Raw genomic sequence first — 23,184 nt, forward strand, 5'->3', positions numbered from 1 at the left:
GATCGACATGGACGTGATCGGAACCCCCCAGCACCACGAGACAGTGACGTCCAACCCCTTGAAAGGAAACACAGTGAAGAAGCGTGTGATTCTCTCGACCATCGCCGCAGGTGCAATGGTCTTCTCCCTGGCAGCGTGCTCCTCGGGCGGCTCCGGCGGCGGCGGCGAAGGCGACGGCGGCCTCGTCGGCGTTGCCATGCCGACCAAGTCCTCCGAGCGTTGGATCCAGGACGGCGACGCCGTCAAGAAGCAGCTCGAAGACGCCGGCTACAAGGTCGACCTGCAGTACGCAGAGGACGACATCCCCACCCAGGTTTCGCAGCTCGAGAACATGATCACCAAGGGCGCGAAGGCCCTGATCGTCGCCTCGATCGATGGCACCACGCTCACGAGCGTTCTGCAGGAGGCCGCTGACGCCGACATCCCCGTCATCGCCTACGACCGCCTCATCCGCGACACCGAGAACGTGGACTACTACGCCTCGTTCGACAACTACAAGGTCGGCGTTCAGCAGGCCACGTCGGTTCTGAACGGCCTCGGCCTCGTCGACCTCGATGGCAAGGCCATCGACGGCGCCCCCGCCGGCCCGTTCAACATCGAGATGTTCGCCGGTTCGCCCGACGACAACAACGCCACGTTCTTCTGGGATGGCGCTCAGGACACCCTGAAGCCGTTCATCGACAAGGGCGTTCTCAAGGTCGGCTCCGGCCAGACCGACTTCCAGCAGGCGGCAACGCTGCGCTGGGACGGCGAGACCGCTCAGAAGCGCATGGAGAACATCCTCACGTCGACCTACTCGGGTGGCGACAAGGTGCAGGCCATCCTGTCCCCGTACGACGGCATCTCGCGAGGCATCATCTCGGCTCTGACCGACGCCGGCTACTCCACGGGCGACGAATGGCCCGTCATCTCGGGTCAGGACGCTGAGCTCGACTCGGTCAAGGCCATCGAGTCCGGCGAGCAGTACGCCACCATCTTCAAGGACACGCGCAACCTGGCCAAGGAAGCCGTCAACATGGCCAAGGCCGTCCTCGAGGGTGACAAGCCCGAGACGAACAACGACAAGGACTACAACAACGGCAAGAAGGTCGTCCCGTCCTACCTGCTCGAGTCGCAGATCGTCGTCAAGGACAACATCACGGATGTCCTGGTCGACAGCGGCTACTGGACCGAAGAAGAGATCAAGGGCTAATTCCGCCTCGCGCGGAGCTCTCGCTCTCAGCACCACCGGGCTCTGAGCCCACAGCACCACCCGGTGAGGGTCGGCCGGCGGAAACGCCGGCCGACCCCCGCCACCCACTACTTAACGATCAGGAAAACGCGGAATGGTAAAGGTGTCGTCATGACAACGAACATCCTCGAAATGCGGGGGATCACGAAGACGTTCCCGGGCGTGAAAGCGCTCTCGGATGTCACCCTCGATGTGGCGCGCGGTGAAGTGCACGCCATCTGCGGCGAGAACGGCGCCGGCAAGTCGACCCTCATGAAGGTGCTCTCGGGTGTGTACCCACACGGCACGTACGAAGGCGACATCGTTTTCGAAGACAAGGTCATGTCGTTCAAGGACATCCGCGACTCCGAGGCCGAGGGCATCGTCATCATCCACCAGGAGCTGGCCCTCAGCCCCTACCTGTCGATCGCCGAGAACATCTTCCTCAACAACGAGCAGCGCGACAAGTTCGGCCTGATCGACTGGAACAAGACCAACCACGAGGCCCAGACGCTGCTCGCCCGCGTCGGCCTGCGTGAGAACCCCACCACCAAGATCCTTGACATCGGTGTGGGCAAGCAGCAGCTCGTCGAAATCGCGAAGGCGCTCTCGAAGCGCGTGAAGCTCCTCATTCTGGACGAGCCCACCGCCGCCCTGAACGACGACGACAGCGACCACCTGCTGAACCTCATCCTGCACCTCAAGGAGCAGGGCATCACGTCGATCATCATCAGCCACAAGCTGAACGAGATCAAGAAGGTCGCCGACTCCGTCACGATCATCCGCGACGGCAAGACGATCGAGACCATCCGGTCGACCGACGTCACCGAAGAGCGCATCATCAAGGACATGGTCGGCCGCGACCTCGAACACCGCTACCCCGATCACACGCCGTCCATCGGCGAAGAGATCCTGCGCGTCGAGGACTGGACCGCCCACCACCCGCAGGACCCCTCCCGCGTGGTCGTGGATGCCGTCAACCTCAACGTGAAGGCCGGCGAGATCGTCGGCATCGCGGGGCTCATGGGCGCGGGGCGCACCGAGTTCGCGATGAGCCTCTTCGGCCAGTCCTACGGAACGCGCATCACCGGCAAGGTGTTCAAGCGCGGCCAGGAGATCAAGACCCGCACGGTGTCCGAGGCCATCAAGAACGGCCTCGCCTACGCCACCGAGGACCGCAAGTACTACGGCCTCAACCTGATCGAGGACATCAAGCGCAATATCGCCCTCGCCTCGCTGAACAAGCTGGAGAAGGGCGGCCTCGTCAACGACAACGAGGAGTACGCCGTCGCCGACGGGTTCCGCAAGTCGATGAACATCAAGGCGCCCAACGTGCTCGTCAAGACGGGCAAGCTCTCGGGCGGAAACCAGCAGAAAGTCGTGCTGTCGAAGTGGATCTACTCCGACCCCGACGTGCTCATCCTCGACGAGCCCACGCGCGGTATCGACGTGGGTGCGAAATACGAGATCTACACGATCATCAACAAGCTGGCAGCGGCCGGCAAGGGCGTCATCGTGATCTCGTCGGAGCTGCCAGAGCTGATCGGCATCTGCGACCGCATCTACGCGCTCTCGGAAGGCCGCATCACGGGTGAACTCCCTATCGAGGAAGCCAACCCCGAAGCTCTTCTCAAACTCATGACCATGGAAAAGCCGCGCTAAGGCGCCCGGCACCGACAACAGGGAATCACAATGTCTGATCTCGAAACCAAGCCGACGGACAACGTCGCCGCCGGCGCTCTGGTCAACCCGACCGAGAACAAATTCACCAGCTGGCTCACGCACGTGCTCAGCGACCTGGGCAAGAACGGCATCTTCATCGCGTTGATCGCGGTCGTCGTGCTGTTCTCGTTCCTGACCGATGGCATCCTGCTGCGCCCGCAGAACATCTCCAACCTGATCGTGCAGAACGGATACATCCTCGTTCTGGCCATCGGTATGGTCATGGTCATCATCGCCGGCCACATCGACCTCTCGGTCGGTTCGGTCGCGGCCTTCGTGGGCGCCGTGTCCGGTGTCTTCGCCGTGAACATGGGCCTGCCCTGGTGGCTCTCGGTCATCCTCTCGCTCGCCATCGGTGCGGCCGTGGGTGTCTGGCAGGGCTTCTGGATCGCGTATGTGGGCATCCCAGCGTTCATCGTGACGCTGGCCGGCATGCTCATCTTCCGCGGTCTCGCGCTCGTCGTGCTCGGCAACGCCAACATCGGTTCGTTCCCCGCCGAGTACCGTGCCCTCGGTAACGGCTTCCTCGACGGCGTCTTCGGTGAGTTCGAGCTCGACCCGCTGACGCTCGGTGTGGCCGTCATCGCCATCATCGCGCTCGTCATCAGCCAGGTGCGCACCCGTAGCGGTCGCCAGAAGTACGGCCAGGATGTCGAACCCATCGTGTGGTTCACCATCAAGCTCGTGCTGATCATCGCCGCCATCGGCTTCTTCGCCTACGCCCTCGCCGCGTACAAGGGCATCCCCGTCACGCTCATCATCCTCGCCGTGCTCGTCATGATCTACGGCGTCATCATGAACCGCAGCGTGTTCGGTCGCCACATCTACGCGATCGGTGGAAACCGTCACGCCGCCGAACTCTCGGGTATCAAGACCCGCAAGGTCGACTTCTTCCTGTTCGTCAACATGGGCATCCTGGCCGCTCTCGCCGGTCTGATCTTCACCGCCCGCCTCAACCTGGCCGGCCCCAAGGCCGGTGACGGCTTCGAGCTCGAGGCCATCTCCGCCGCCTTCATCGGTGGCGCTGCGGTTCAGGGTGGTGTCGGAACGATCGGTGGAGCCATCATCGGTGGTCTGATCATCGGTGTGCTGAACAACGGTATGTCGATCATGGGTATCGGCATCGAGTGGCAGCAGGCCGTGAAGGGCCTCGTGCTCCTTCTCGCCGTCGCCTTCGACGTCTACAACAAGCGTCGCTCGGGCGGCCGCTAAGCTCGACGGCCTGCGGGCCACGGTAATCTGGTAACACCCATCGGCGGAGGCCTCTCTTTTCTAGGGCGGAGACCTCCGCCGATGGCTTTAAGTGAAAGGCGGGCAGCGGATGTCTGAGGGGCCGACGACATTCGACGGACCGGGCATCCACGTCATCGCCACGGACGTCGACGTCGACGATGCCGCAGAGCTCCTCGCGCGTCTGTCGGTGCCGGCCGGTGCCGTGATCGAGGGCGAACTGGCGCTGAGTCCGTTTCAGGATGCGGCCGAGAACCTGTTCCTGGGGCACGAGCCGCGTCGCTTCGGCCTCGTCGACCGGGCGCGCATGCGGCGGGAAGCCGCCGAGGTCTTCGCTCGTTTCGGGCTCGACCTGCGCCCGGACGGCCTGCCGGCCGTGCGACCCGAGGATCACGTGCTCTTCGCCCTTGCTCGCGTGGCGGTCGAGGGGAAGCGAGCATGCGTCATCAACGCTGATCGATCCGACGTCGCATCCGAATCGGTCCTGAGTGCCTGTCGCCACCTGACGTCGAGGGGCGTGCGGTTGGTCGTGGCCGGTGCCGCAGTGGGGGTCTTCCTGAGCCACGCGCACACCATCACGGTCGTGAGCCTCGCTGCGGGCGTGGCCCGCGTTGCCGGAACGTGCGAGCCGGGGCCCATGGCATCCGAGGAGGTCGTCGAACTCCTCGCCGCGCTCCCAGAGGCGGGCGTCGACGCGACCGGTGGGATGCCCCATCAAGTCGGCCCTCGCTCGATCGTCCAGAGGTCACCGTCCGTGCCGCCTCCCGTTCTCACCGTGTCGGAGTGGACGGTCCCTGCGCTTCCCGGTGTGTCCTCTCCCGTGGCCGCCCAGGTGTCATTCGACCTCTTCGGTGGGGAGATCGCCGCTCTAACGGGTAACGGGGCGCGCGAGCTGGCACTCAGCCTATTTGGCGGCTCAATGGGCCCGGCCACGCAGGGGAGTGTGCATGTGCGCCGGGCTCCTTCGGTCGGCCCCAGCCTCGATGCCGAGGGTGAAGGTGCAGAGCGGATACCTGAAGTCGATGTCGGATCGCTGACCATCGCGGAGGCGATCTTTGCGGGGATGTCGTATGGCAGCGAGCGGCCCCTCTCCTACGATGTGGGCCTGCTGGGTGGAATCCCGACGAGCGTAAGCGGCGCTACCTTGAAACGATTGGCGGCGTCAGGGGTCATCGACGGGCGCCGGGCCTACCGCATCTCGCGGCGGCCGCTCGCAGCCGCCCTGCGGGGTGCGGACGATACATCGGCGTTCACGGATGTCCTCCGGTCTTGGTCGGCGTCTGGCCCGGCGGTCGTCATCCTTGACGAGCCATTCCTCGTCGACCGTGCGGCGCGATTGAGCGCCGTTCGCGAGCTCGTAGCGCGGGGTGCGGCCATCCTCATCGTGTCGTCCCGCCCCTCCGACATCGCGGCAATCGCACACCGTCTTCTGATCGTGGACTCGGGTTCGGTAAGCTGCGCGGTCGAGTTCTCGAGCGTGTCGCGTGCGTCGCGCTACCGATACGTCCTCCGCACGCGCTTGCGCGCGAGCCCGTTGGCATAGGTGCCGCCGCGGGGTTTCCGAGCTGCCACATTGAGCGTTGGCGTCGCTTCGACGCGCACTGCGACGCTCGCCACGCCGACGGATCGCGGATCCAAGCTTCTAGTTACCTCTTGTGCAGCTGGGAGCTCTGTGCCAGTATGCTGCCAATGAGATCAGAGTGTTGATATTTCACTGTGATGGCGATCATTCGCCGAAACCCTTGGGGAGCCTCAGAATCGGTTTTTAACGAAAGTGGCACAGATGCGCTCAATCCAACGCTGGGAGGGTTCGCCCGGTCGACCTTCTGCCCAGCCCCGTTCTCGAGCTCGAACCCGAACCGCCCTGGGCCTGTGGGTGACGACGTCCACAGTCGCCGCCTCGTTCGTCCTGAGCGGCGGCGCGGCTCAGGCCGCGGTCGGCCCCGACGACCTCGACGGCGACGGAATCCCCAACGCCATCGAGTGTCTCGGCTCGGGGAGCACTCTGGTCAACGGCGGCTTCGAGTCCCCGCTTGTGACGAAACCGGCCGACCAATTCGGCAAGTATCAATACTTCGACCAGAACGCCGTTCCCGGATGGCGGACCACGGCATCCGACGGACTCATCGAGATCCAGGCTACTAATGTTCGCCAGGCTTATGCGGGCGACCAATGGGGAGAGCTCAACGCCCTCCAAGAAGCAACGCTGTATCAGGTTCTCACGACAGTTCCGGGCGAGCTGTACCTGTTCTCATTCGCCCATCGCGGGGCCTTGGGAACTGATAATCTCAGCGTCCAGGCGGGCGCGGAAGGCGTCACACCGACTCGCATCGGCGATTTTTCGGCAGGGCCATCTGCGTGGCAAACGCACAGCGTGACGTACGACGTCCCCGCCGGACAAACGTCGACCCGCTTCAGTTTCATCTCTGGTACGAGCAGCGGCGGAAATACAAATGGCAACTTCCTCGATGCCGTCGAGTTCACGGTCTGTGGTGATACGGATAAGGATGGGCAGGTCGATGCGCGTGATCTCGATTCCGACGGTGACGGGATCCCGGACGGTGCCGACGGTCCAGACGACACGGATGGCGATGGCATCGCCGACTTCCGAGACCTCGATTCCGACGGCGACGGTCGCCTCGACTCTGCAGAGGCAGGAGCGGACCCTGCCAGACCGGTGGACACGGACGGTGACGGTTCGCCCGACTTCATCGACCGAGATTCGGATGGCGACAGCATTCCGGACGCGGTGGAAATGGGCCCTGACCCGACTCGTCCACGCGACACAGATGGTGATGGCACGCCCGACCACGTGGACACGGATTCCGACGGGGATGGCATCCCCGATGGCGTCGACGGCGCGGGCGACACGGATGGCGACGGCACCGCGAACTTCCGCGACCCCGACTCGGATGGGGACGGCATCCCCGACAGCGTCGAGGCCGGCCCCGACCCGGGGAAGCCGAGCGACACCGATGGGGATGGCACGCCCGACTTCCTGGACGCCGATTCCGACGGCGACGGGTTGCCCGACAAGGATGAGGCGGGAGCCGACCCGACGAAGCCCGTCGACACCGATGGCGACGGCATCCCCGACTATCTCGACCCTGACTCCGACGGTGACGGCATCCCGGACAAGTTCGACCCGTCGCCCACCGATCCGAACGGCGATGGCGACGGCGACGGCGTTCCCGACACGGTCGAGCTCGGCCCCGACCCGGCGAACCCGCGCGACTCCGATGGCGACGGCATCCCTGATGCGCGCGACACCGACTCCGACGGCGACGGCATTCCGGATGGCGTGGAAGCGGGTTCCGACCCGACGAAGCCCGTCGACACTGACACGGACGGCATCCCGGACCTGATCGATACTGATTCCGACGGTGACGGCATTCCGGATGGTGTCGAGGCGGGTTCTGATCCGACAAAGCCGGTCGACACCGATGCTGATGGGACCCCGGACTATCAGGATCTCGACGCCGATGGTGACGGCCTGCCCGACAAGAACGAGGCGGGCGCCGATCCGACGAAGCCGGTCGACACCGATAAGGATGGCAAGCCGGATTATCAGGACACCGATTCCGATGGCGACGGCATCCCCGACCAGTACGAGGTGGGGGCTGACCCGTTGAACCCGGTCGACACCGACTCGGACGGCATTCCGGATCACCTGGATCCAGACTCCGACGGTGACGGGATTCCCGACGGGTCCGACCCGACCCCCACCGACGGCAAGGGTGACTACGACGGCGACGGGATTCCCGACACTGCCGAGATCGGGAGCGATCCGACGAAGCCCGTGGACACCGATTCGGACGGCATCCCCGATATCGCCGACACCGATTCTGACGGCGACGGTATTCCGGATGGTGTCGAGGCGGGTTCTGATCCGACGAAGCCGGTCGACACCGATGGCGATGGCATCCCGGATTACCAGGATGGTGACGCCGATGGTGACGGCCTGCCTGACAAGAACGAGGCGGGCGCCGATCCGACGAAGCCGGTCGACACCGATAAGGACGGGAAGCCGGACTACCAGGACACCGATTCCGATGGCGACGGCATCCCCGACCAGTACGAGGTGGGATCTGACCCGTTGAACCCGGTCGACACCGACTCGGACGGCATTCCGGATCACCTGGATCCAGACTCCGACGGTGACGGGATTCCCGACGGGTCCGACCCGACCCCCACCGACGGCAAGGGTGACTACGACGGCGACGGGATTCCCGACACTGCCGAGATCGGGAGCGATCCGACGAAGCCCGTCGACACCGATTCGGACGGCATCCCCGATATCGCCGACACCGATTCTGACGGCGACGGTATTCCGGATGGTGTCGAGGCGGGTTCTGATCCGACGAAGCCGGTCGACACCGATGGCGATGGCATCCCGGATTACCAGGATGGTGACGCCGATGGTGATGGGCTGCCTGACAAGAACGAGGCGGGGAGCGATCCGACGACTCCGGTCGACACCGATAAGGACGGGAAGCCGGACTACCAAGACACCGACTCCGATGGCGACGGCATCCCCGACACCGACGAGGCGGGCAGCGACCCGACCAAGCCAGTCGACACGGACGGCGATGGCATCCCGGATCACCTGGACCCCGATGCGGACGGCGACGGGATTCCGGATGCGTCCGACCCCACGCCGACCGACGCGAAGGGCGACGGTGATGGCGACGGTATCCCCGACACCGTCGAGGTGGGTAGTGACCCGACGAAGCCCGTCGACACCGACAAGGACGGCATTCCCGACCTGAAGGATGGCGATTCCGACGGCGACGGTATCCCGGATGGTGTCGAGGCGGGTTCCGATCCGACGAAGCCGGTAGACACGGATGGTGACGGCATCCCGGATTACCAGGATGGTGACGCCGATGGCGACGGCCTGCCCGACAAGAACGAGGCGGGCACCGATCCGACGAAGCCGGTCGACACCGACACGGATGGCAAGCCGGACTACCAAGACACCGACTCCGATGGCGACGGCATCCCCGACACCGACGAGGCGGGCAGTGACCCGACGAAGCCGGTAGACACGGACGGCGATGGCATCCCGGATCACCTCGACCCCGATGCGGACGGCGACGGCATCCCCGACGGATCCGACCCGACCCCCACCGACGCCAAGGGCGACTACGACGGCGACGGGATTCCCGACACCACCGAGATCGGGAGCGACCCGGCGAACCCCACCGACACGGACGGCGATGGCATCCCTGACGCGGGTGAGACTGACTCGGACGGCGACGGTATTCCGGATGGTGTGGAGGCGGGCAGCGATCCGACCAAGCCTGTCGACACCGACAAGGACGGAAAGCCCGACTATCAGGACGGCGACTCGGATGGAGATGGACTGCCCGACAAGAACGAGGCGGGCGCCGATCCGACGAAGCCGGTCGACACCGACACGGATGGCAAACCGGATTATCAGGACACCGACTCCGATGGCGACGGCATTCCGGACAGCGGTGAGGCGGGCAGCGACCCGACCGCGCCCAAGGACTCGGACGGTGACGGCATCCCCGACCACATCGATGTCGATTCCGACGGCGATGGAATTCCGGATGCGATCGACCCGACGCCGACGGATCCGAACGGCGACGGTGATGGAGACGGCATCCCCGACCGTGTCGAGGTGGGCAACGACCCGACGAAGCCGGTCGATACGGACAAGGACGGTATTCCCGACCTGAAGGATGACGACTCGGACGGCGACGGTCTGCCGGATAAGAACGAGGCGGGCAGCGACCCCACGAAGCCGGTCGATACCGATAAGGACGGAAAGCCGGACTATCAGGACACCGACTCGGATGGCGATGGCGTTCCCGACGCGGACGAGGCGGGCGCAGACCCGACGAAGCCGGTCGACACTGACAAAGACGGTATCCCCGACCACCTCGACCCGGATGCCGACGGCGACGGGATTCCTGATGCATCAGACCCGACCCCGACGGACCCGAACGGCGACGGTGATGGCGACGGCATCCCCGACAGTGTCGAGGTGGGTAACGACCCGACGAAGCCGGTCGATACGGACAAGGACGGTATTCCCGACCTGAAGGACGACGACTCGGACGGCGACGGTCTGCCCGACAAGAACGAGGCGGGCAGCGACCCCACGAAGCCGGTCGATACCGATAAGGACGGAAAGCCGGACTATCAGGACACCGACTCGGATGGCGATGGCGTTCCCGACCGTGAGGAAGCCGGGCCCCTGCCCGGATCGCCCACCGACTCCGATGGCGACGGCATCCCGGATTATCTGGACACGGATTCGGATGGCGACGGCAATCCCGACGGCGTCGACCCGAGCCGCACCGAAGCTGACGCGGCAGCACCGGCGGGGTCGCCGAATGGCGGAGCGGGCTCGGGCGGCTCCGGCTCCCACGGCTCCGGTTCGTTGCCGAACACGGGCGCCCAGGATGCCTCGAGCACCCTGGCCGCATCGATCCTCCTGCTGGCCCTCGGACTGGGAGCGGCGCTCCGGCGCCGCATCCCCGGCCTGCGCGGGCGGAAGGGAGCCGCACATGACGGCAGCTGACCCGCAGAAGTAACAGGGATTCCCCAACCGGGTGCGCGTGCGTCGGGCACGCGCACCCCGAGGCCCCGTCGAGTTCACGCTCGCGGGGCCTCACCTGTGCCCCCGTTCATCCATTCGTCATCTTTTTCGCGCGCGACCGGAATATCGACCCGCGCCCGCGCTGTTAGAGTTGTCGATTGTCTCGAATCGATTCGACCCCGCGAGGAAAACTGCTCCGTGACCACCGTTCTGCACCCCGGTGATGCGCTCACGCGCCGCCAACGACTCGTCTACGTTCTCATTCTGGGTGCGCTCACCGCGCTCGGGCCCTTCACCATCGACCTGTATCTGCCGGCATTCCCGGTGCTCGAGAAAGAACTCGACGTGCAGGCCGCGCTCATCCAGCTGACACTCACGGGCACGACGGTTGGTTTCGCGGTGGGTCAGCTGTTCATGGGCCCGTGGAGCGACAAGGTGGGTCGGCGCCTGCCGCTCATCATTGCCACGTCGGTGCACATCGCCGCGAGCGTCGGTGCCGCCTTCGCGCCCGACATCGTGTGGCTCAGCGTTTTCCGCGTGCTGCAGGGCATGGGTGCCGCGGCCGGTGGTGTCGTGGCGATGGCCATGGTGCGCGACCTGTTCGGCGGCAAACCGCTCGTCCGCATGCTGTCGCGCCTGGCGCTCGTCAACGGGCTGGCCCCCATCCTCGCCCCCGTCATCGGCTCTCAGCTGCTGCGTGTCGTCGATTGGCGCGGCATCTTCGTGGTGCTGGCGGCCTACGGCATCCTCGTGCTCGTCGCCGTGTCGTTCTTCATCGTCGAGACGCTGCCTCAGGAGCGCCGCGTGGGTGCCGGTCACTCGACCGTCGGCCAGCGCTACAAATCCGTGTTCAGCGACCGCGTCTTCGTCGGCGTGGCGCTCATCGGTGGCATGAGCTTCTCGGGCCTCTTCGCCTACCTATCGTCGTCGTCATTCCTGTTCCAGCAGGTCTACGGGCTGGATGCTCAGCAATACGGTTTCCTGTTCGCGGTCAACTCGATCGGCATCGTCATCGGCGTGCAGGTCTCGTCGCGACTCATGCGGCACTACGGCGCCCAGTGGATCCTGTCGGTGACGACGGCCGTGCAACTCGTGGCAGCCCTCACGATCGTGGCGCTGGCGGGCACGGATGCCGGGCTCCTCGGCATCCTGATTCCGCTCTTCTTCTTCATCATGGCGTGTGGTTTCGGTTTCCCGGCCGTTCAGGTTCTGGCGCTCGTCAATCACGGCCACGAGGCGGGCACGGCGGCGTCGCTGCTCGGTGCGCTGAACTTCGGTCTGGCCGGCATCATCTCGCCGCTCGTGGGCGTCATGGGCATCGGCACGGCGGCGCCCATGGGCATCGTGATGGCGGGCACGGCGGTCATCTCGGTGCTGTCGCTGTGGTTCATCGTGCGCCCGCGCACGGTTCCCGCTCTCGCCAACTAGCGCGTTTCGGCCGGCCCACCCGGCAACTGGATGTCCGCCCCGACACTGATCCTGGTGTCGGGGCGTTCGTCAACCCCGACCGTTTACCGGTCGGCGCGTTGGCTATCCCGGCCGGGCGCGGGCAGGATGGTCCCTATGCCCCGAGACATTGCCGCCAGAATCGGCGAATCGAATGCCACGCCGACCGAGCGTCACCTCTCGAGGCGGTGGCCGATCATCAGCGGAGCGCTGGCACTCCTCATCGCGGGACTCATCGTGCCGCTGGTCCTGTCGCGCAACGGCGACCTGCCGTTCGAGTTCGACAGCGAGTTCCTCGACGAGATGATCGAGAATCGCGGGCCCGTGCTCGACTTCATGGCGCACGGCATGGACTTCCTGGGCGGCGGCATCGTCGGCATCTACGTCGTGCCCCTCGTCGTCATCGCGGTGCTGCTGCTCATCCGCCGCCCGTGGGCAGCGATCTTCTTCACCATCTCGACGGTCCTGAGCGCCGGTGTCGTGCAGCTGATCAAGAACATCGTGGGCCGCCCGCGCCCCGAGGACATGTTGGTCACCTCGGATTACGGTTCATTCCCGTCGGGGCATACGGCCAATGCGGCAACGCTCGCCGTGGCCCTCGGCATCATTTTTCCGAAGGTCTGGGTGTGGATCGCCGGACTGTTCTACACGGTGCTCATGCTGCTCTCGCGCACCTATCTCGGGGCGCACTGGTTGAGCGACACTCTCGGCGGTCTGCTGATCGGCGTGGGCGTGGCGCTGATCGTCTGGGCGCCGTTCGCCACACGTCTGCGCGGTGAGCCCATACCCCGGTCATCGTCGGGCGGTCGAGCGGATGCCGACGCCCCCGCATCCGGCCCCGCCACCGGTTCCACGGCCCGATGACGATCGACGCGGGTCTCAACTGGGCGGGCAACCACCGCTACACGGCCGGGCGCCTGGCCGCTCCGACGACGATCGGGGAGCTGCGCGCCGAGGTGACGGCCGCCGATCACGCGCGCGCGATCGGGTCGCGTCACTCGTTCAACGCCCTGTGCGACACCGAGGGCACGCTGATCTCGACGGCATCGCTTCCGGGCGAAATCCTCATCGACATGGATGCGATGCGCGTGCACGTGCCCGCCGGGGTGCGCTACGGCGAACTCGCCCACCGTCTCGAATCCGAGGGTTTCGCTCTTCCGGCCATGGCGTCGCTGCCGCACATCTCTGTGGGTGGCGCGATCGCGACGGGCACCCACGGGTCGGGTGATGCCGCGCAGAGCCTGGCCGCCACGGTCTCGGGCCTCGAGCTCATGACGGCCGATGGCGACCTGCGCCGGCTCGTGCGCGGTGACGACGACTTCGCCGGTGCCGTGGTGTCGCTCGGCGCGCTCGGCATCGTCACCCGGGTCACGCTCGATCTCGAGCCCAGCTATCAGGTCGAGCAGCGCGTCTACGAGGGGCTGCCCGTCGACGCAGCCCTCGACAACTTCGACGCCCTCACGTCGGGCGCCACGAGCGTCAGCCTGTTCACCACGTGGAAGAACCCCGACGTCATCGATCAGGTGTGGCACAAGCGCCGCCCCGACCGTGATGCGGATGCGCCGGCCACCGTGTTCGGCGCCGTGCCCGCCTCGGGCCCCCGCCACCCCGTGCCCGGCAACCCGGCTTTCGCCTGCACGCCGCAGCTGGGGGAGCCGGGCGCGTGGCTCGATCGTCTGCCGCATTTCCGGCTCGACCACACCCCGTCCTCGGGGGCCGAAATCCAGTCCGAATACCTCGTGCCGCGACGCCACGCGGTGGATGCGTTGCGAGCCATCCGCTCGCTCGCGGGTCGCATCGCGCCGCTCCTGCAGGTCGCCGAGGTGCGCACGGTCGCGGCCGACGATCTGTGGCTGAGCCCGGCCTCGGGGGAGGACGTCGTGGCGTTGCACTTCACGTGGCACCCGCGCACGGCGGAGGTGCTGGCCTTTCTGCCGACGCTCGAGGCCGCTCTCGAATCGTTCGAGGCCCGCCCGCACTGGGGCAAGGTGTCGACCATCGCGCCGGAACGCTACGCCGAGCTCTACCCTCGGCTGGGCGACTTCCGCGGTCTCGTCGATCGGTTCGACCCGCACGGCGTGTTCCGCAACGATCAGCTGCGGGCGACGGTCCTGCCGTGAGCCGCGGCGGCGGTGGGGCGGCCGGGCGCTTGGTGGGCGAGGAGCCCCGGCCCCTCGTCATCCGACCGTTCGAACCCGCCGACGTGGCCGATCTCGCCGACGTCTGCCTGCGCACGGGTGCCGCCGGTGAGGATGCCTCGCACCTGTACGCGTCGCCCACCCTGCTCGCGAATGTCTACGCCGTGCCCTATGCGCGCCACGATCCGTCGTTGGCGCTCGTCGTCGACAACGGCAGGCGCGTCGTCGGATACGTGCTGGCGACCGCCGACACGCGAGCCTTCGCTGAATGGTTCAGTGGTGTGTGGTGGCCGAGTGCGCGGCCCGACCCGGTGGCGGAGAGCGACGCTGCGCTCGTGACATCCGCCGACGACCCCGACCGGATGCTGCTCGCCGATGTCGATCGCTATCCCGCGCATCTGCACATCGACCTGTTGCCCGAGGCGCAGGGTCAGGGCCTCGGGCGGCGTCTCATGAACGAGATGTTCGACCGCCTGCGCGAACGCGGGGTGCCGGCCGTGCACCTCGCGCTCGACCCGGCCAATGCAGGCGCCGGACTCTTCTACGAACGCCTCGGCTTCGTGCCCCTCCTCGCCAGCAACCCCGACGGATCGGTGCGCGGACTGGACCTCTAGGCCGTATCTTCGTGACCCCCGAACGTGGGTCGCGTAAGCTGGCCGGGATGTCAGCCGAAGAAAACGTGGTCGGCGTCGTCGACGGGGTCGCCCTCGTCGGATACGACGCCCTCCTCACCCAGATGAGCGCGGCCTACCCTGAGTTGGGTGCCGCCGAGGTCGAACACGTCGCCCTGCGCGAGTGGGAGGCGGTCACGGGCGGGCGGCCGCATGTCGTGCCGTCGTCGCTCATCGCCGGCATCCGTGAGGTGCTCGAGGGGGCCGTGCAGCGCCACGCATCCGGCGGGCGGCAAACGGCCTGAGTCACTGTGCCAGGGTCGCTGCGCCGAAGCGCCTGCGACTGCGGTATAGCGCCTGCGAGTGCGGTTAGACCGCGGCCGCGCCTCGAGGGTTCACCGATGCGGCGACTGCACCCGAGGCTGCGACGGCATCGTCGGTCAGGGGCTCGGCGTCGGCCGCCGTGTGATCGTGGGCGCTCTCGACGGCGAAAATCATGCGCTTCAAGAACTGACTGATCGTGCGAATCTCGTCGGCGCTCAGGCTGTCGGCCGCGGCGACCATGTTCTGGTGCATGCGGCCCAGGGTGGCGCGCACCTCGTCATCGCTGCCGTCGGTGGCGGTCACGATCGACGAGCGGCGGTCCGTGGGATGCGGCGCCCGACGCACGTGCCCGCTCTTCTCCAGCCGGTCGAGCAGAATGGTCGTCGATGCCGTCGAAATCTTGAGCAGCTGCGCGAGTTTGCCGGGCGTCATCGTCTGGCCCGCCTTGGCGGACCGCAACAGATAGCGCAGCGCCAGCAGATCTGTCTCGCCCATGCCCATGGAATCACGCGTGTCGCGACGCATCTGGGTCTCGGCGGCGCGGTACTGACGGAACAGGTTCAGCACGTCGACACTCGTCACGGCCGCCGTGGTGTCGTCGGCACGGTCGTACCAATACCCGGATCGGCCCAGCTGATTGTCGGTCATCCGTTAAAAGTAACCCATGCTCCCACCACCAGCCGAGCGATATCTCCTATTCGGAGCGCAGGGACGGTTTGCGTTCGAACCAATACAGCATGTGGGGGTTCGTCACCTGCAGCTCGCCCAGGGTGACCGGATGCTGCAGCCTCTGCACGGGCGCCCGCAAACGCCCCACCAGCAACTCCATATCGTGCCGGCCCCAGTACTCGCCGCGCAGCCGCACGAGCGCTCGCTCGTCGTCGTCCAGCACGAACAACTGTGGATGCGCCTGCGTCGCCATGGTGCGGTGCAGATCGAGCACCAACGACCGGCTCACACCCGAAACGGGGATGGTCACGCGGCGGCCCCAGATGGTGCGACGCACGATCTCGTCACCCGAAACGCGCACCTCGACGCTCAGGAACAGGACGGCCCAGACCGCGGCGCCCACGAGCGTGATGGCGAGCAGGCCGACGACATAAGCGAAGGCGGCCGAATCGCGGCTCAGCCAGAGCAGCACGGCGAAAACGGGCACGACGATCATCGCAGCGGCCAGAAGACCCTGCCCTAGCAGCGCGCGCCGCGGCTTGACCGTCAACACATCGGTCACCGTGTTCCCCCCAGGAAGGCTTTCGGATGCGTTGATAAACGACCCGTTACGACCGGGGAAAGCCTAGCCGTATGTGGGTGGCCGAATGGGGCGTGGGGTGTGACGGGTTTGTTAAATTGCTGGTGGGGTGCGTTATGGGGATGAGGCGGGGTGCGGTGTGTCGGGGTGTGGGGAAGGGATGTTTGGGGGAGTGGCGGGTTACGGGCTTGCCATAAATGGGGAAACCCGCGGAGCGGGTTGCGGGTGCTGCGCGGAGGATGGTGGAGCCCGTCAGGCTGGGTTCCCCAGCCCTCCTCATCGAATCGCTGTGTTTATTGCCAAAAAAGGAGAAAGGCTCGCCCTAAAGGGGCGAGCCTTTTCCATTGGCGGAGGATGGGGGATTCGAACCCCCGAGGGCTTTCACCCAACACGCTTTCCAAGCGTGCGCCATAGGCCACTAGGCGAATCCTCCAGATGTGTGCTCCAGGGCAACACGACCTCAAGTATCCTACCCGGTCGCGGAGGGTGCCGGTGACCGCATCGAGGCTCGCGAGTGGGTTACACTTGTTCTCGGCTCCTCGCGTGGCGCCATCCAGGCCAATTCCCCCAGGACGGAAACGTAGCAAGGGTAACCGGGCTCTGGCGGGTGCGCGAGGGGTCATTTTTTCTGCCCTGCACAGGTGTGCATTCGCCCCGCATCGAGGTGCCGCCAAGGTTCGCCGCAATAGGCTGGAAACCGTGGCACACAGCATCTACATCACCTCTGCAGAAGGACACTCCGGCAAGTCGACCGTGGCATTGGGGGTGCTCGACACCCTCAGTCACGAAACCCCGCGCGTCGGCGTGTTCCGCCCCGTGGCACGCACGGGCGCCGAAGGCGACTACGTGCTCGACATGCTGTTGGCCCACGACGCCGTGTCGCAGAGTGCCGCAGATGCCGTGGGCGTCACCTACGACGAGGTCCACACCGACCCCGACGCGGCGCTCGCCCGCATCGTGCAGCGCTTCAAGCGGGTCGAAGCCGAGAGCGACGCGGTCGTCATCCTCGGTTCCGACTACACGGATGTCGGCAGCCCCACCGAACTGGGCTACAACGCCCGCATTGCCGCCAACCTCGGCGCCCCCGTCGTGCTCGTGCTCGGCGGGCGTGTCGGCCAAGGCATGGGCGAACAGCTCGGCGGCTCCGAACCGCGCGGTGCCGACGATATGCGCCAGATCACCGAACTCGCGCTCGCCGAACTGCAAAGCGAGCACGCGCAACTCCTCGCCGTGGTGGCCAACCGCGCCGATCCCGAATCGCTCGACGAGATCGTCGCCGCCATCCGCTCGGTCCTGCCAGGAGGCACCGGCGCGCACGGCGACACCGGTTCCAGCTCGTCCCACACCGCGGGCGACAGTGCCACCACGATCCCCGTGTGGGCCATCCCCGAAGACCTCTTCCTCATCGCGCCCAGCATGCAGTCGATCCTCGAATCGGTCGACGGCACGCTGATGTCAGGCGATCCGTCGCTGCTCAGCCGCGAGGCGCTCGGCGTGGTCGTCGCCGCCATGTCCATGGAGAACGTGCTGCCGCGCCTCACCGACGGCGCCGTCGTCGTCATCCCGGGCGACCGGTCTGAGGTGCTGCTGGCCGTGCTGCTGGCCCAGGCATCCGGAACCTTCCCGTCGGTTGCGGGCATCGTGTTGAACGGCGGCTTCGAGCTCGCCGACTCCATCACCACACTGCTCGACGGGCTCACGCCGGCCGTGCCCATCATCCGCACCGAGCTCGGCAGCTACGACACCGCCGTGCGCATCACGCAGACCCGCGGGCGCCTGGCCGCCGACTCGCAGCGCAAATACGACACCGCGCTCGCGCTCTTCGAGAACAGCGTCGACGCCGAACAGCTGCTCGAACTGCTGCACGTCAGCCGCACCAACGTGGTCACGCCGCTCATGTTCGAATACACCCTGCTCGAGCGCGCCCGCCAGAACCGCCGCCACATCGTCCTGCCGGAAGGCTCCGACGACCGTGTACTGCGCGCCGCCCACACGCTCTTGGCGCGCGACGTGGCCGAACTCACCATCCTGGGCGAAGAGATCGAGGTGCGTTCGCGCGCGCTCGACCTCGGGCTCGACCTCTCGAAGGCGCAGATCCTGTCGCCCTTCGACGACGTGCTGCGCCTGCGGTTCGCCGAAGAATACGCGCGGCTGCGGGCCCACAAGGGTGTCACGGTCGAGCTCGCGCGCGACACCATCACCGACGTCTCCTACTTCGGCACCATGATGGTGCACCTGGGGCTCGCCGACGGCATGGTCTCGGGCGCGGCGCACACGACGGCTCACACCATCCGCCCCGGTTTCGAGATCATCAAAACGAAGCCGGATGTGGGGGTCGTCTCGAGCGTCTTCCTGATGGCGCTCGCCGACCGTGTGCTCGTCTACGGCGACTGCGCCGTCATCCCCGACCCGACCGCCGAGCAGCTCGCCGATATCGCGATCTCGTCGGCCGCCACCGCCGAGCAGTTCGGCATCGAGCCGCGCGTGGCCATGCTCTCCTACTCGACGGGCGAGTCGGGCCAGGGCGCGGATGTCGAGAAGGTGCGCGCCGCGACCGCCTTCGTGCGTGAGCGCCGACCCGAACTGCTCGTCGAAGGCCCCATCCAGTACGACGCCGCCGCCGACCAGGCCGTTGCCGCCGCGAAGATGCCCGGATCAAAGGTCGCAGGCCAGGCTACGGTGTTCATCTTCCCCGACCTCAACACGGGCAACAACACCTACAAGGCCGTGCAGCGTTCGGCCGGCGCCGTCGCCATCGGGCCCGTTCTGCAGGGCCTCAACAAACCCATCAACGACCTGTCCAGGGGAGCTCTCGTGCAAGACATCGTCAACACCGTGGCCATCACCGCGATCCAGGCGGCGACGGCATGAGCGGCATCCTGGTCGTCAACTCGGGATCGTCGTCGTTCAAGTACCAGCTGATCGACAGCGAGTCGGAAGAAACCCTCGCCTCCGGACTGGTCGAGCGCATCGGCGAGTCCGAGGGGGTCGCGGTGCACCGCCGCCCCGGCCACGACGAGGTGCGCGTCACTGAACCCGTCGCCGACCACGCCGCGGGCTTCCAGCTCATGCTCAAGGCGTTCGACGAGACCGGTCCGTCGCTCACCGAGGAGCCGCCCATCGCCGTCGGTCACCGTGTCGTGCACGGCGGCAAACGCTTCTACGAGGCCACCGTCGTCACCGACCTGGTCAAGATCAACATCGAAGACCTCGCCGACCTGGCGCCACTGCACAACCCCGCCAACCTGCAGGGCATCGAGGCCGCCCAGAAGGCGTTCCCCGATGTGCCGCACGTGGCCGTCTTCGACACCGCTTTCCACCAGACGCTGCCGCCGGCCGCCTACCGCTACGCCATCGACCAGAAGGTCGCCGACCAGCACCGCATCCGCCGCTACGGTTTCCACGGCACGTCGCACAAGTTCGTCTCCGAGGCCGCGGCCGAGTTCCTGGGTCGCGAGCTCGGCGAGCTCAACCAGATCGTGTTGCACCTCGGCAACGGCGCATCGGCGACCGCCATCGAGGGCGGTCGTTCGGTCGACACGTCGATGGGCATGACGCCGCTCGAGGGTCTGGTCATGGGCACGCGCTCGGGCGATATCGACCCCGCCGTGCTGCTGCACCTGAACCGCAAGGGCGGCTACGATTTCGCGGCGCTCGACGAGCTGCTCAACCGCAAGTCGGGTCTCCTCGGCCTCTCGGGACGCGGCGACATGCGCGACCTGCAAGAGCGTGCAGGAGAGGGGGATGCCGGAGCCATCGAGGCCCTCGACGTCTACCTGCACCGCATCAAACGTTACGTCGGCGCGTACTACGCCGAGCTCGGGCGACTCGACGTCATCGTGTTCACCGCGGGTGTCGGCGAGAACGTCGCCGCCGTGCGCGCGGGGGCGTTGGCCGGCATGGAGCGGCTCGGCATCCGCATCGATGCCTCGCGCAATGAGTCGGGTGAGCGGGGCATCCGCCGCATCTCGGCCGACGACTCCGAGATCACGGTTCTCGTGGTGCCGACGAACGAGGAGCTCGAGATCGCGCGGCAGACGCTGGCGGTCACGCACGGCTGAGCCCGCTTCGCCTTCCGGGCGGTCTCGCTGACCACCCCGGTCGCCGACCTCGTTTCCCGGCCGGGCGGCGCGCGCCGCTCGATAGACTGAGGAATACAAGCGCGCCATCGGTCGTTGAATCGGTGCGAGCCACAAGTACAAGGAGTTCCGGCATGGCTGATGTTCGGCGGGTCAAACTTCCCGGTGTGGGCGTTCTTCACACGTTCGTCACCGACGACGGCGGCAAGGTCGGCGTCATCGCGCACCGCTCGGGTCACAGCGACCTGATCACGTTCAGCGACGACGAAGACGGTTCCGACGCCACGAAGGTGTCGCTGCGCCTCTCCGAAGACGAAGCTCACACGCTGGCCGAACTGCTCGGCGGCACCCAGATCACCGAATCGCTCACGGCCCTCGACCAGATCCCCGGTCTGTCGATCGACTGGTTCCGCGTCGACTACGAGGACTACATCGCCGGCCAGCCGCTCGGCAACCCGGCCGAGCGCGGCATCGTCGGCCTCACGGTCGTGGCCGTCGTGCGCGGCGAATCCGCCAACCCGGCGCCCTCGCCCGACTTCCGCGTGTTCCCCGGCGACACGCTCGTGGTCGCCGGTTCGCCCGAAAAAGTGGCAAAAGCATTCATGTTCTTCCGCACCGGCTCGAAAACCAAGGCCGGCGTCGACTCCCCGCCCGGGGGTTAGCCCATGCACCTCGGCGAAGACCTCATCATCCTCGGCGTCCTCCTCGTCATCGCATATGTGCTCGGGCGCCTCGGAAAACTGATCGGCCTTCCGGCCATCCCCATCTACATGATGGTGGGCTTGATCGCGAGCCCGAACAGTGGATGGTTCCCGCTCTCGTTCGACGGTTCGCACATCGAGCTGATAGCGGTGTTCGGCCTCATCCTGCTGCTGTTCAACCTGGGGCTCGAGTTCGATCAGGACGAGTTCTTCGAGAACGCGGGCAAACTGCTGATCTCGGGCGGATCGTACATCGCGTTCAACATGGCCGCGGGTATCGCCTTCGGCTTCATGGTCGGATGGGGTGCCAAAGAAGCCCTGATCATCGCGGGCATCACGGCCACCTCGTCGAGCGCCATCGTCACCAAACTGCTCATCGAGCTGAACCGCCTCACCAACCGCGAAACACCCATGATCCTGGGCGTCACGGTGGTCGAGGACATCTTCATCGCCATTTACCTGGCCATCGTTGGCGTCGTGCTCTCGGGTGAGACCGAGCTGTTGCCGGTGATCGGCAAACTGGTCGTCGCTTTCGCGTTCATCATCGCCATGTTCGCGATCGCGCGCTACGGCGGCAAGCTCGTGTCGAGGCTGTTCCGCACCAAAGACGACGAACTCTTCACCATCCTGTTCTTCGGCCTCGCGGTGCTCTTCGGCGGCATCGGCGAATTCCTCGGTGTCACCGACGCCATTGGCGCCTTCCTGATCGGCCTCGTGCTCGGCGCCACGCGCTATCGCAACCGCATCGAAAGCGTCGCCGTTCCGTTGCGGGATGTCTTCGGCGCCTTCTTCTTCCTCAACTTCGGGTTGGCGCTCAATGCGGCCGAATTCGGCAGCGTGCTCGTGCCCGTGCTGGCGGCGGTCGGCATGACCATACTGTTGAACATCATCGCGGGGCAGTTCGTGGCCTGGCTCAACGGACTCGGGCCCCAGGCGGGCATCAACACCACCGTCATCTTGCAGAACCGCGGCGAGTTCGCGCTCATCCTGGCGACCCTGGCCGTGAGCGCGGGGCTCGATCCGCGCATCTCGCCCTTCGCTGGCCTCTACGTGCTGATCATGGCCGTCATCGGGCCCGTGATCGCGTCGCGTTCCGAACAGATCGGTCGCCTCATCCTGCGCAGCCCCAAGCAGAAGGCCGCGCGGCGCGAGAAAGCGGCGCGCTCGGCCGACCCCGTGCTCGACGAGGCCGAACGTCTCGTGGCGGCGGCGACGGCTCCCTCTGCGACCGACGGCGGTGCGCGCGAACGCGGTGCGCGAGGCCAGGTTCCCGCCGGCACTCGAACGGATGCCGCAGCCACCGCCACCGACGACGGCGACACCGCTCTCGATGCTGCCCTGGCCGACGCCTTCGGCGGGCGCTCGGGTGAGCCGCGCGCACGCCGCCCCCGCGAACCCTTCGGCGACCCGCTCGAGGAAGCCGACGTCGACCCGATGGACGCCGAGCTCGCACGCCCCCGCAGCGGGAGCAACTCCGGTGTCAGTCGCGACCTCGAAGCCGACGACGCCGCCCGCGCGGCCGCCGAGGACGCGGCCGTAGCCCGCGAGGCAGCCCGTCGCGCCGGCCACGACGAGGGCCGTGCGGCCGGCCACGACGAGGGTCATGCCGCCGGGCGGGACGAAGGACACGCGGCCGGGCGCCGCGAGGGCCACGCCGCCGGATTCGAGGCCGGATTCGAGGCCGGCCACGACGCTGGTCGCGCCGCCATCGTCGATCCCGACCCCTACAGCCACTCCGCCCCTGAGCGGCCTGTACCGCCGCGCGAGGGCGGCCCCAAGCCGAGGCCCGCTCTCGGCACCGGCCCAGGCGAGCCCGATAACATCGAGCGTCTGATCGAGCAGGCCATGCGCCAATCAGACGAAGAGCGCCCCCGAAAGCGAGAAGACGATTACTAACGAGAAC

The 23,184-nt window shown here is 66.6% G+C and carries 16 protein-coding genes, 1 tRNA gene and 1 other RNA gene; 15 read left to right on the forward strand and 3 right to left on the reverse strand.

The window, feature by feature from the left end:
* Positions 1 to 115: 115 nt before the first annotated feature.
* The 10 genes from chvE to ACZ6IE_RS03435 all read left to right on the forward strand — a co-directional run bounded on the left by chvE (position 116) and on the right by ACZ6IE_RS03435 (position 15,233).
* Positions 116 to 1,192, forward strand: a complete 1,077-nt coding sequence (gene chvE, locus ACZ6IE_RS03390; protein ID WP_464608579.1) for a multiple monosaccharide ABC transporter substrate-binding protein — start codon at positions 116 to 118, stop codon at positions 1,190 to 1,192.
* A gap of 150 nt (positions 1,193 to 1,342) precedes the next feature.
* On the forward strand, positions 1,343 to 2,872 hold the full coding sequence (gene mmsA / locus ACZ6IE_RS03395) for a multiple monosaccharide ABC transporter ATP-binding protein (RefSeq protein ID WP_464606781.1): 1,530 nt from the start codon (positions 1,343 to 1,345) through the stop codon (positions 2,870 to 2,872).
* 30 nt (positions 2,873 to 2,902) lie between these two features.
* Complete coding sequence (gene mmsB / locus ACZ6IE_RS03400) at positions 2,903 to 4,144, forward strand: multiple monosaccharide ABC transporter permease (RefSeq protein WP_077053813.1); 1,242 nt, start codon at positions 2,903 to 2,905, stop codon at positions 4,142 to 4,144.
* Between the two features lie 109 nt (positions 4,145 to 4,253).
* Positions 4,254 to 5,705, forward strand: a complete 1,452-nt coding sequence (locus ACZ6IE_RS03405; protein ID WP_464606782.1) for a sugar ABC transporter ATP-binding protein — start codon at positions 4,254 to 4,256, stop codon at positions 5,703 to 5,705.
* Positions 5,706 to 6,038: 333 nt separating this feature from the next.
* Positions 6,039 to 10,715: a thrombospondin type 3 repeat-containing protein gene (locus ACZ6IE_RS03410; protein ID WP_464606783.1), complete on the forward strand. Its 4,677-nt coding sequence runs from the start codon at positions 6,039 to 6,041 to the stop codon at positions 10,713 to 10,715.
* 216 nt (positions 10,716 to 10,931) lie between these two features.
* Positions 10,932 to 12,161: a multidrug effflux MFS transporter gene (locus ACZ6IE_RS03415; RefSeq protein ID WP_464606784.1), complete on the forward strand. Its 1,230-nt coding sequence runs from the start codon at positions 10,932 to 10,934 to the stop codon at positions 12,159 to 12,161.
* A 135-nt stretch (positions 12,162 to 12,296) separates the two neighbouring features.
* Positions 12,297 to 13,043: a phosphatase PAP2 family protein gene (locus tag ACZ6IE_RS03420; protein WP_464606785.1), complete on the forward strand. Its 747-nt coding sequence runs from the start codon at positions 12,297 to 12,299 to the stop codon at positions 13,041 to 13,043.
* Positions 13,040 to 14,299 carry an FAD-binding protein gene (locus tag ACZ6IE_RS03425; protein ID WP_464606786.1) on the forward strand — a complete coding sequence of 420 codons (1,260 nt, stop codon included), beginning with the start codon at positions 13,040 to 13,042 and terminating at the stop codon, positions 14,297 to 14,299. Before ACZ6IE_RS03420 ends, ACZ6IE_RS03425 begins: the two co-directional genes overlap by 4 nt.
* Positions 14,296 to 14,931, forward strand: a complete 636-nt coding sequence (locus ACZ6IE_RS03430) for a GNAT family N-acetyltransferase (protein ID WP_464606787.1) — start codon at positions 14,296 to 14,298, stop codon at positions 14,929 to 14,931. The genes ACZ6IE_RS03425 and ACZ6IE_RS03430 overlap by 4 nt, the downstream gene beginning before the upstream one ends.
* Positions 14,932 to 14,978: 47 nt before the next feature.
* Positions 14,979 to 15,233, forward strand: coding sequence for a hypothetical protein (locus tag ACZ6IE_RS03435; RefSeq protein WP_464606788.1), 255 nt, complete (start codon positions 14,979 to 14,981; stop codon positions 15,231 to 15,233).
* A gap of 64 nt (positions 15,234 to 15,297) precedes the next feature.
* Here ACZ6IE_RS03435 and ACZ6IE_RS03440 read toward each other — a convergent pair whose 3' ends face one another.
* The 3 genes from ACZ6IE_RS03440 to ACZ6IE_RS03450 form a co-directional block, all read right to left on the reverse strand.
* The gene (locus ACZ6IE_RS03440) at positions 15,298 to 15,900 is read right to left on the reverse strand and encodes a MarR family winged helix-turn-helix transcriptional regulator (RefSeq protein ID WP_464606789.1); all 603 of its coding nucleotides are present in this window, start codon (positions 15,898 to 15,900) and stop codon (positions 15,298 to 15,300) included.
* A 46-nt stretch (positions 15,901 to 15,946) separates the two neighbouring features.
* Complete coding sequence (locus ACZ6IE_RS03445) at positions 15,947 to 16,483, reverse strand: hypothetical protein (protein WP_464606790.1); 537 nt, start codon at positions 16,481 to 16,483, stop codon at positions 15,947 to 15,949.
* Between the two features lie 363 nt (positions 16,484 to 16,846).
* A tRNA-Ser gene (locus ACZ6IE_RS03450) sits at positions 16,847 to 16,934 on the reverse strand.
* Positions 16,935 to 17,031: 97 nt separating this feature from the next.
* Between ACZ6IE_RS03450 and ffs the strand changes: the two genes are divergently transcribed.
* The 5 genes from ffs (at position 17,032) to ACZ6IE_RS03475 (ending at position 23,177) form a co-directional block, all read left to right on the forward strand.
* Positions 17,032 to 17,128, forward strand: an RNA gene (gene ffs, locus ACZ6IE_RS03455) — signal recognition particle sRNA small type.
* A gap of 72 nt (positions 17,129 to 17,200) precedes the next feature.
* Positions 17,201 to 19,372, forward strand: a complete 2,172-nt coding sequence (pta, locus tag ACZ6IE_RS03460; protein WP_464606791.1) for a phosphate acetyltransferase — start codon at positions 17,201 to 17,203, stop codon at positions 19,370 to 19,372.
* Positions 19,369 to 20,562, forward strand: coding sequence for an acetate/propionate family kinase (locus ACZ6IE_RS03465; RefSeq protein WP_464606792.1), 1,194 nt, complete (start codon positions 19,369 to 19,371; stop codon positions 20,560 to 20,562). Before pta ends, ACZ6IE_RS03465 begins: the two co-directional genes overlap by 4 nt.
* Before the next feature lie 152 nt (positions 20,563 to 20,714).
* A complete protein-coding gene (locus ACZ6IE_RS03470) occupies positions 20,715 to 21,242 on the forward strand; it encodes a cation:proton antiporter regulatory subunit (protein ID WP_077053802.1) in 528 nt (175 codons plus the stop codon).
* A gap of 3 nt (positions 21,243 to 21,245) precedes the next feature.
* Positions 21,246 to 23,177, forward strand: coding sequence for a cation:proton antiporter (locus ACZ6IE_RS03475; RefSeq protein WP_464606793.1), 1,932 nt, complete (start codon positions 21,246 to 21,248; stop codon positions 23,175 to 23,177).
* Positions 23,178 to 23,184 lie beyond the last annotated feature (7 nt).

The sequence above is a fragment of the Okibacterium sp. AC114 genome (assembly GCF_979253355.1).

What these genes read in the sequence shown, in the direction of transcription:
- chvE (WP_464608579.1), top strand. Translation starts at nt 116, where the DNA reads ATGGTCTTCTCCCTGGCAGCGTGCTCCTCGGGCGGCTCCGGCGGCGGC.
- mmsA (WP_464606781.1), top strand. Translation starts at nt 1,343, where the DNA reads ATGACAACGAACATCCTCGAAATGCGGGGGATCACGAAGACGTTCCCG.
- mmsB (WP_077053813.1), top strand. Translation starts at nt 2,903, where the DNA reads ATGTCTGATCTCGAAACCAAGCCGACGGACAACGTCGCCGCCGGCGCT.
- ACZ6IE_RS03405 (WP_464606782.1), top strand. Translation starts at nt 4,254, where the DNA reads ATGTCTGAGGGGCCGACGACATTCGACGGACCGGGCATCCACGTCATC.
- ACZ6IE_RS03420 (WP_464606785.1), top strand. Translation starts at nt 12,297, where the DNA reads ATGCCCCGAGACATTGCCGCCAGAATCGGCGAATCGAATGCCACGCCG.
- ACZ6IE_RS03425 (WP_464606786.1), top strand. Translation starts at nt 13,040, where the DNA reads ATGACGATCGACGCGGGTCTCAACTGGGCGGGCAACCACCGCTACACG.
- ACZ6IE_RS03435 (WP_464606788.1), top strand. Translation starts at nt 14,979, where the DNA reads ATGTCAGCCGAAGAAAACGTGGTCGGCGTCGTCGACGGGGTCGCCCTC.
- ACZ6IE_RS03440 (WP_464606789.1), bottom strand. Translation starts at nt 15,900, where the DNA reads ATGACCGACAATCAGCTGGGCCGATCCGGGTATTGGTACGACCGTGCC.
- ACZ6IE_RS03465 (WP_464606792.1), top strand. Translation starts at nt 19,369, where the DNA reads ATGAGCGGCATCCTGGTCGTCAACTCGGGATCGTCGTCGTTCAAGTAC.
- ACZ6IE_RS03470 (WP_077053802.1), top strand. Translation starts at nt 20,715, where the DNA reads ATGGCTGATGTTCGGCGGGTCAAACTTCCCGGTGTGGGCGTTCTTCAC.
- ACZ6IE_RS03475 (WP_464606793.1), top strand. Translation starts at nt 21,246, where the DNA reads ATGCACCTCGGCGAAGACCTCATCATCCTCGGCGTCCTCCTCGTCATC.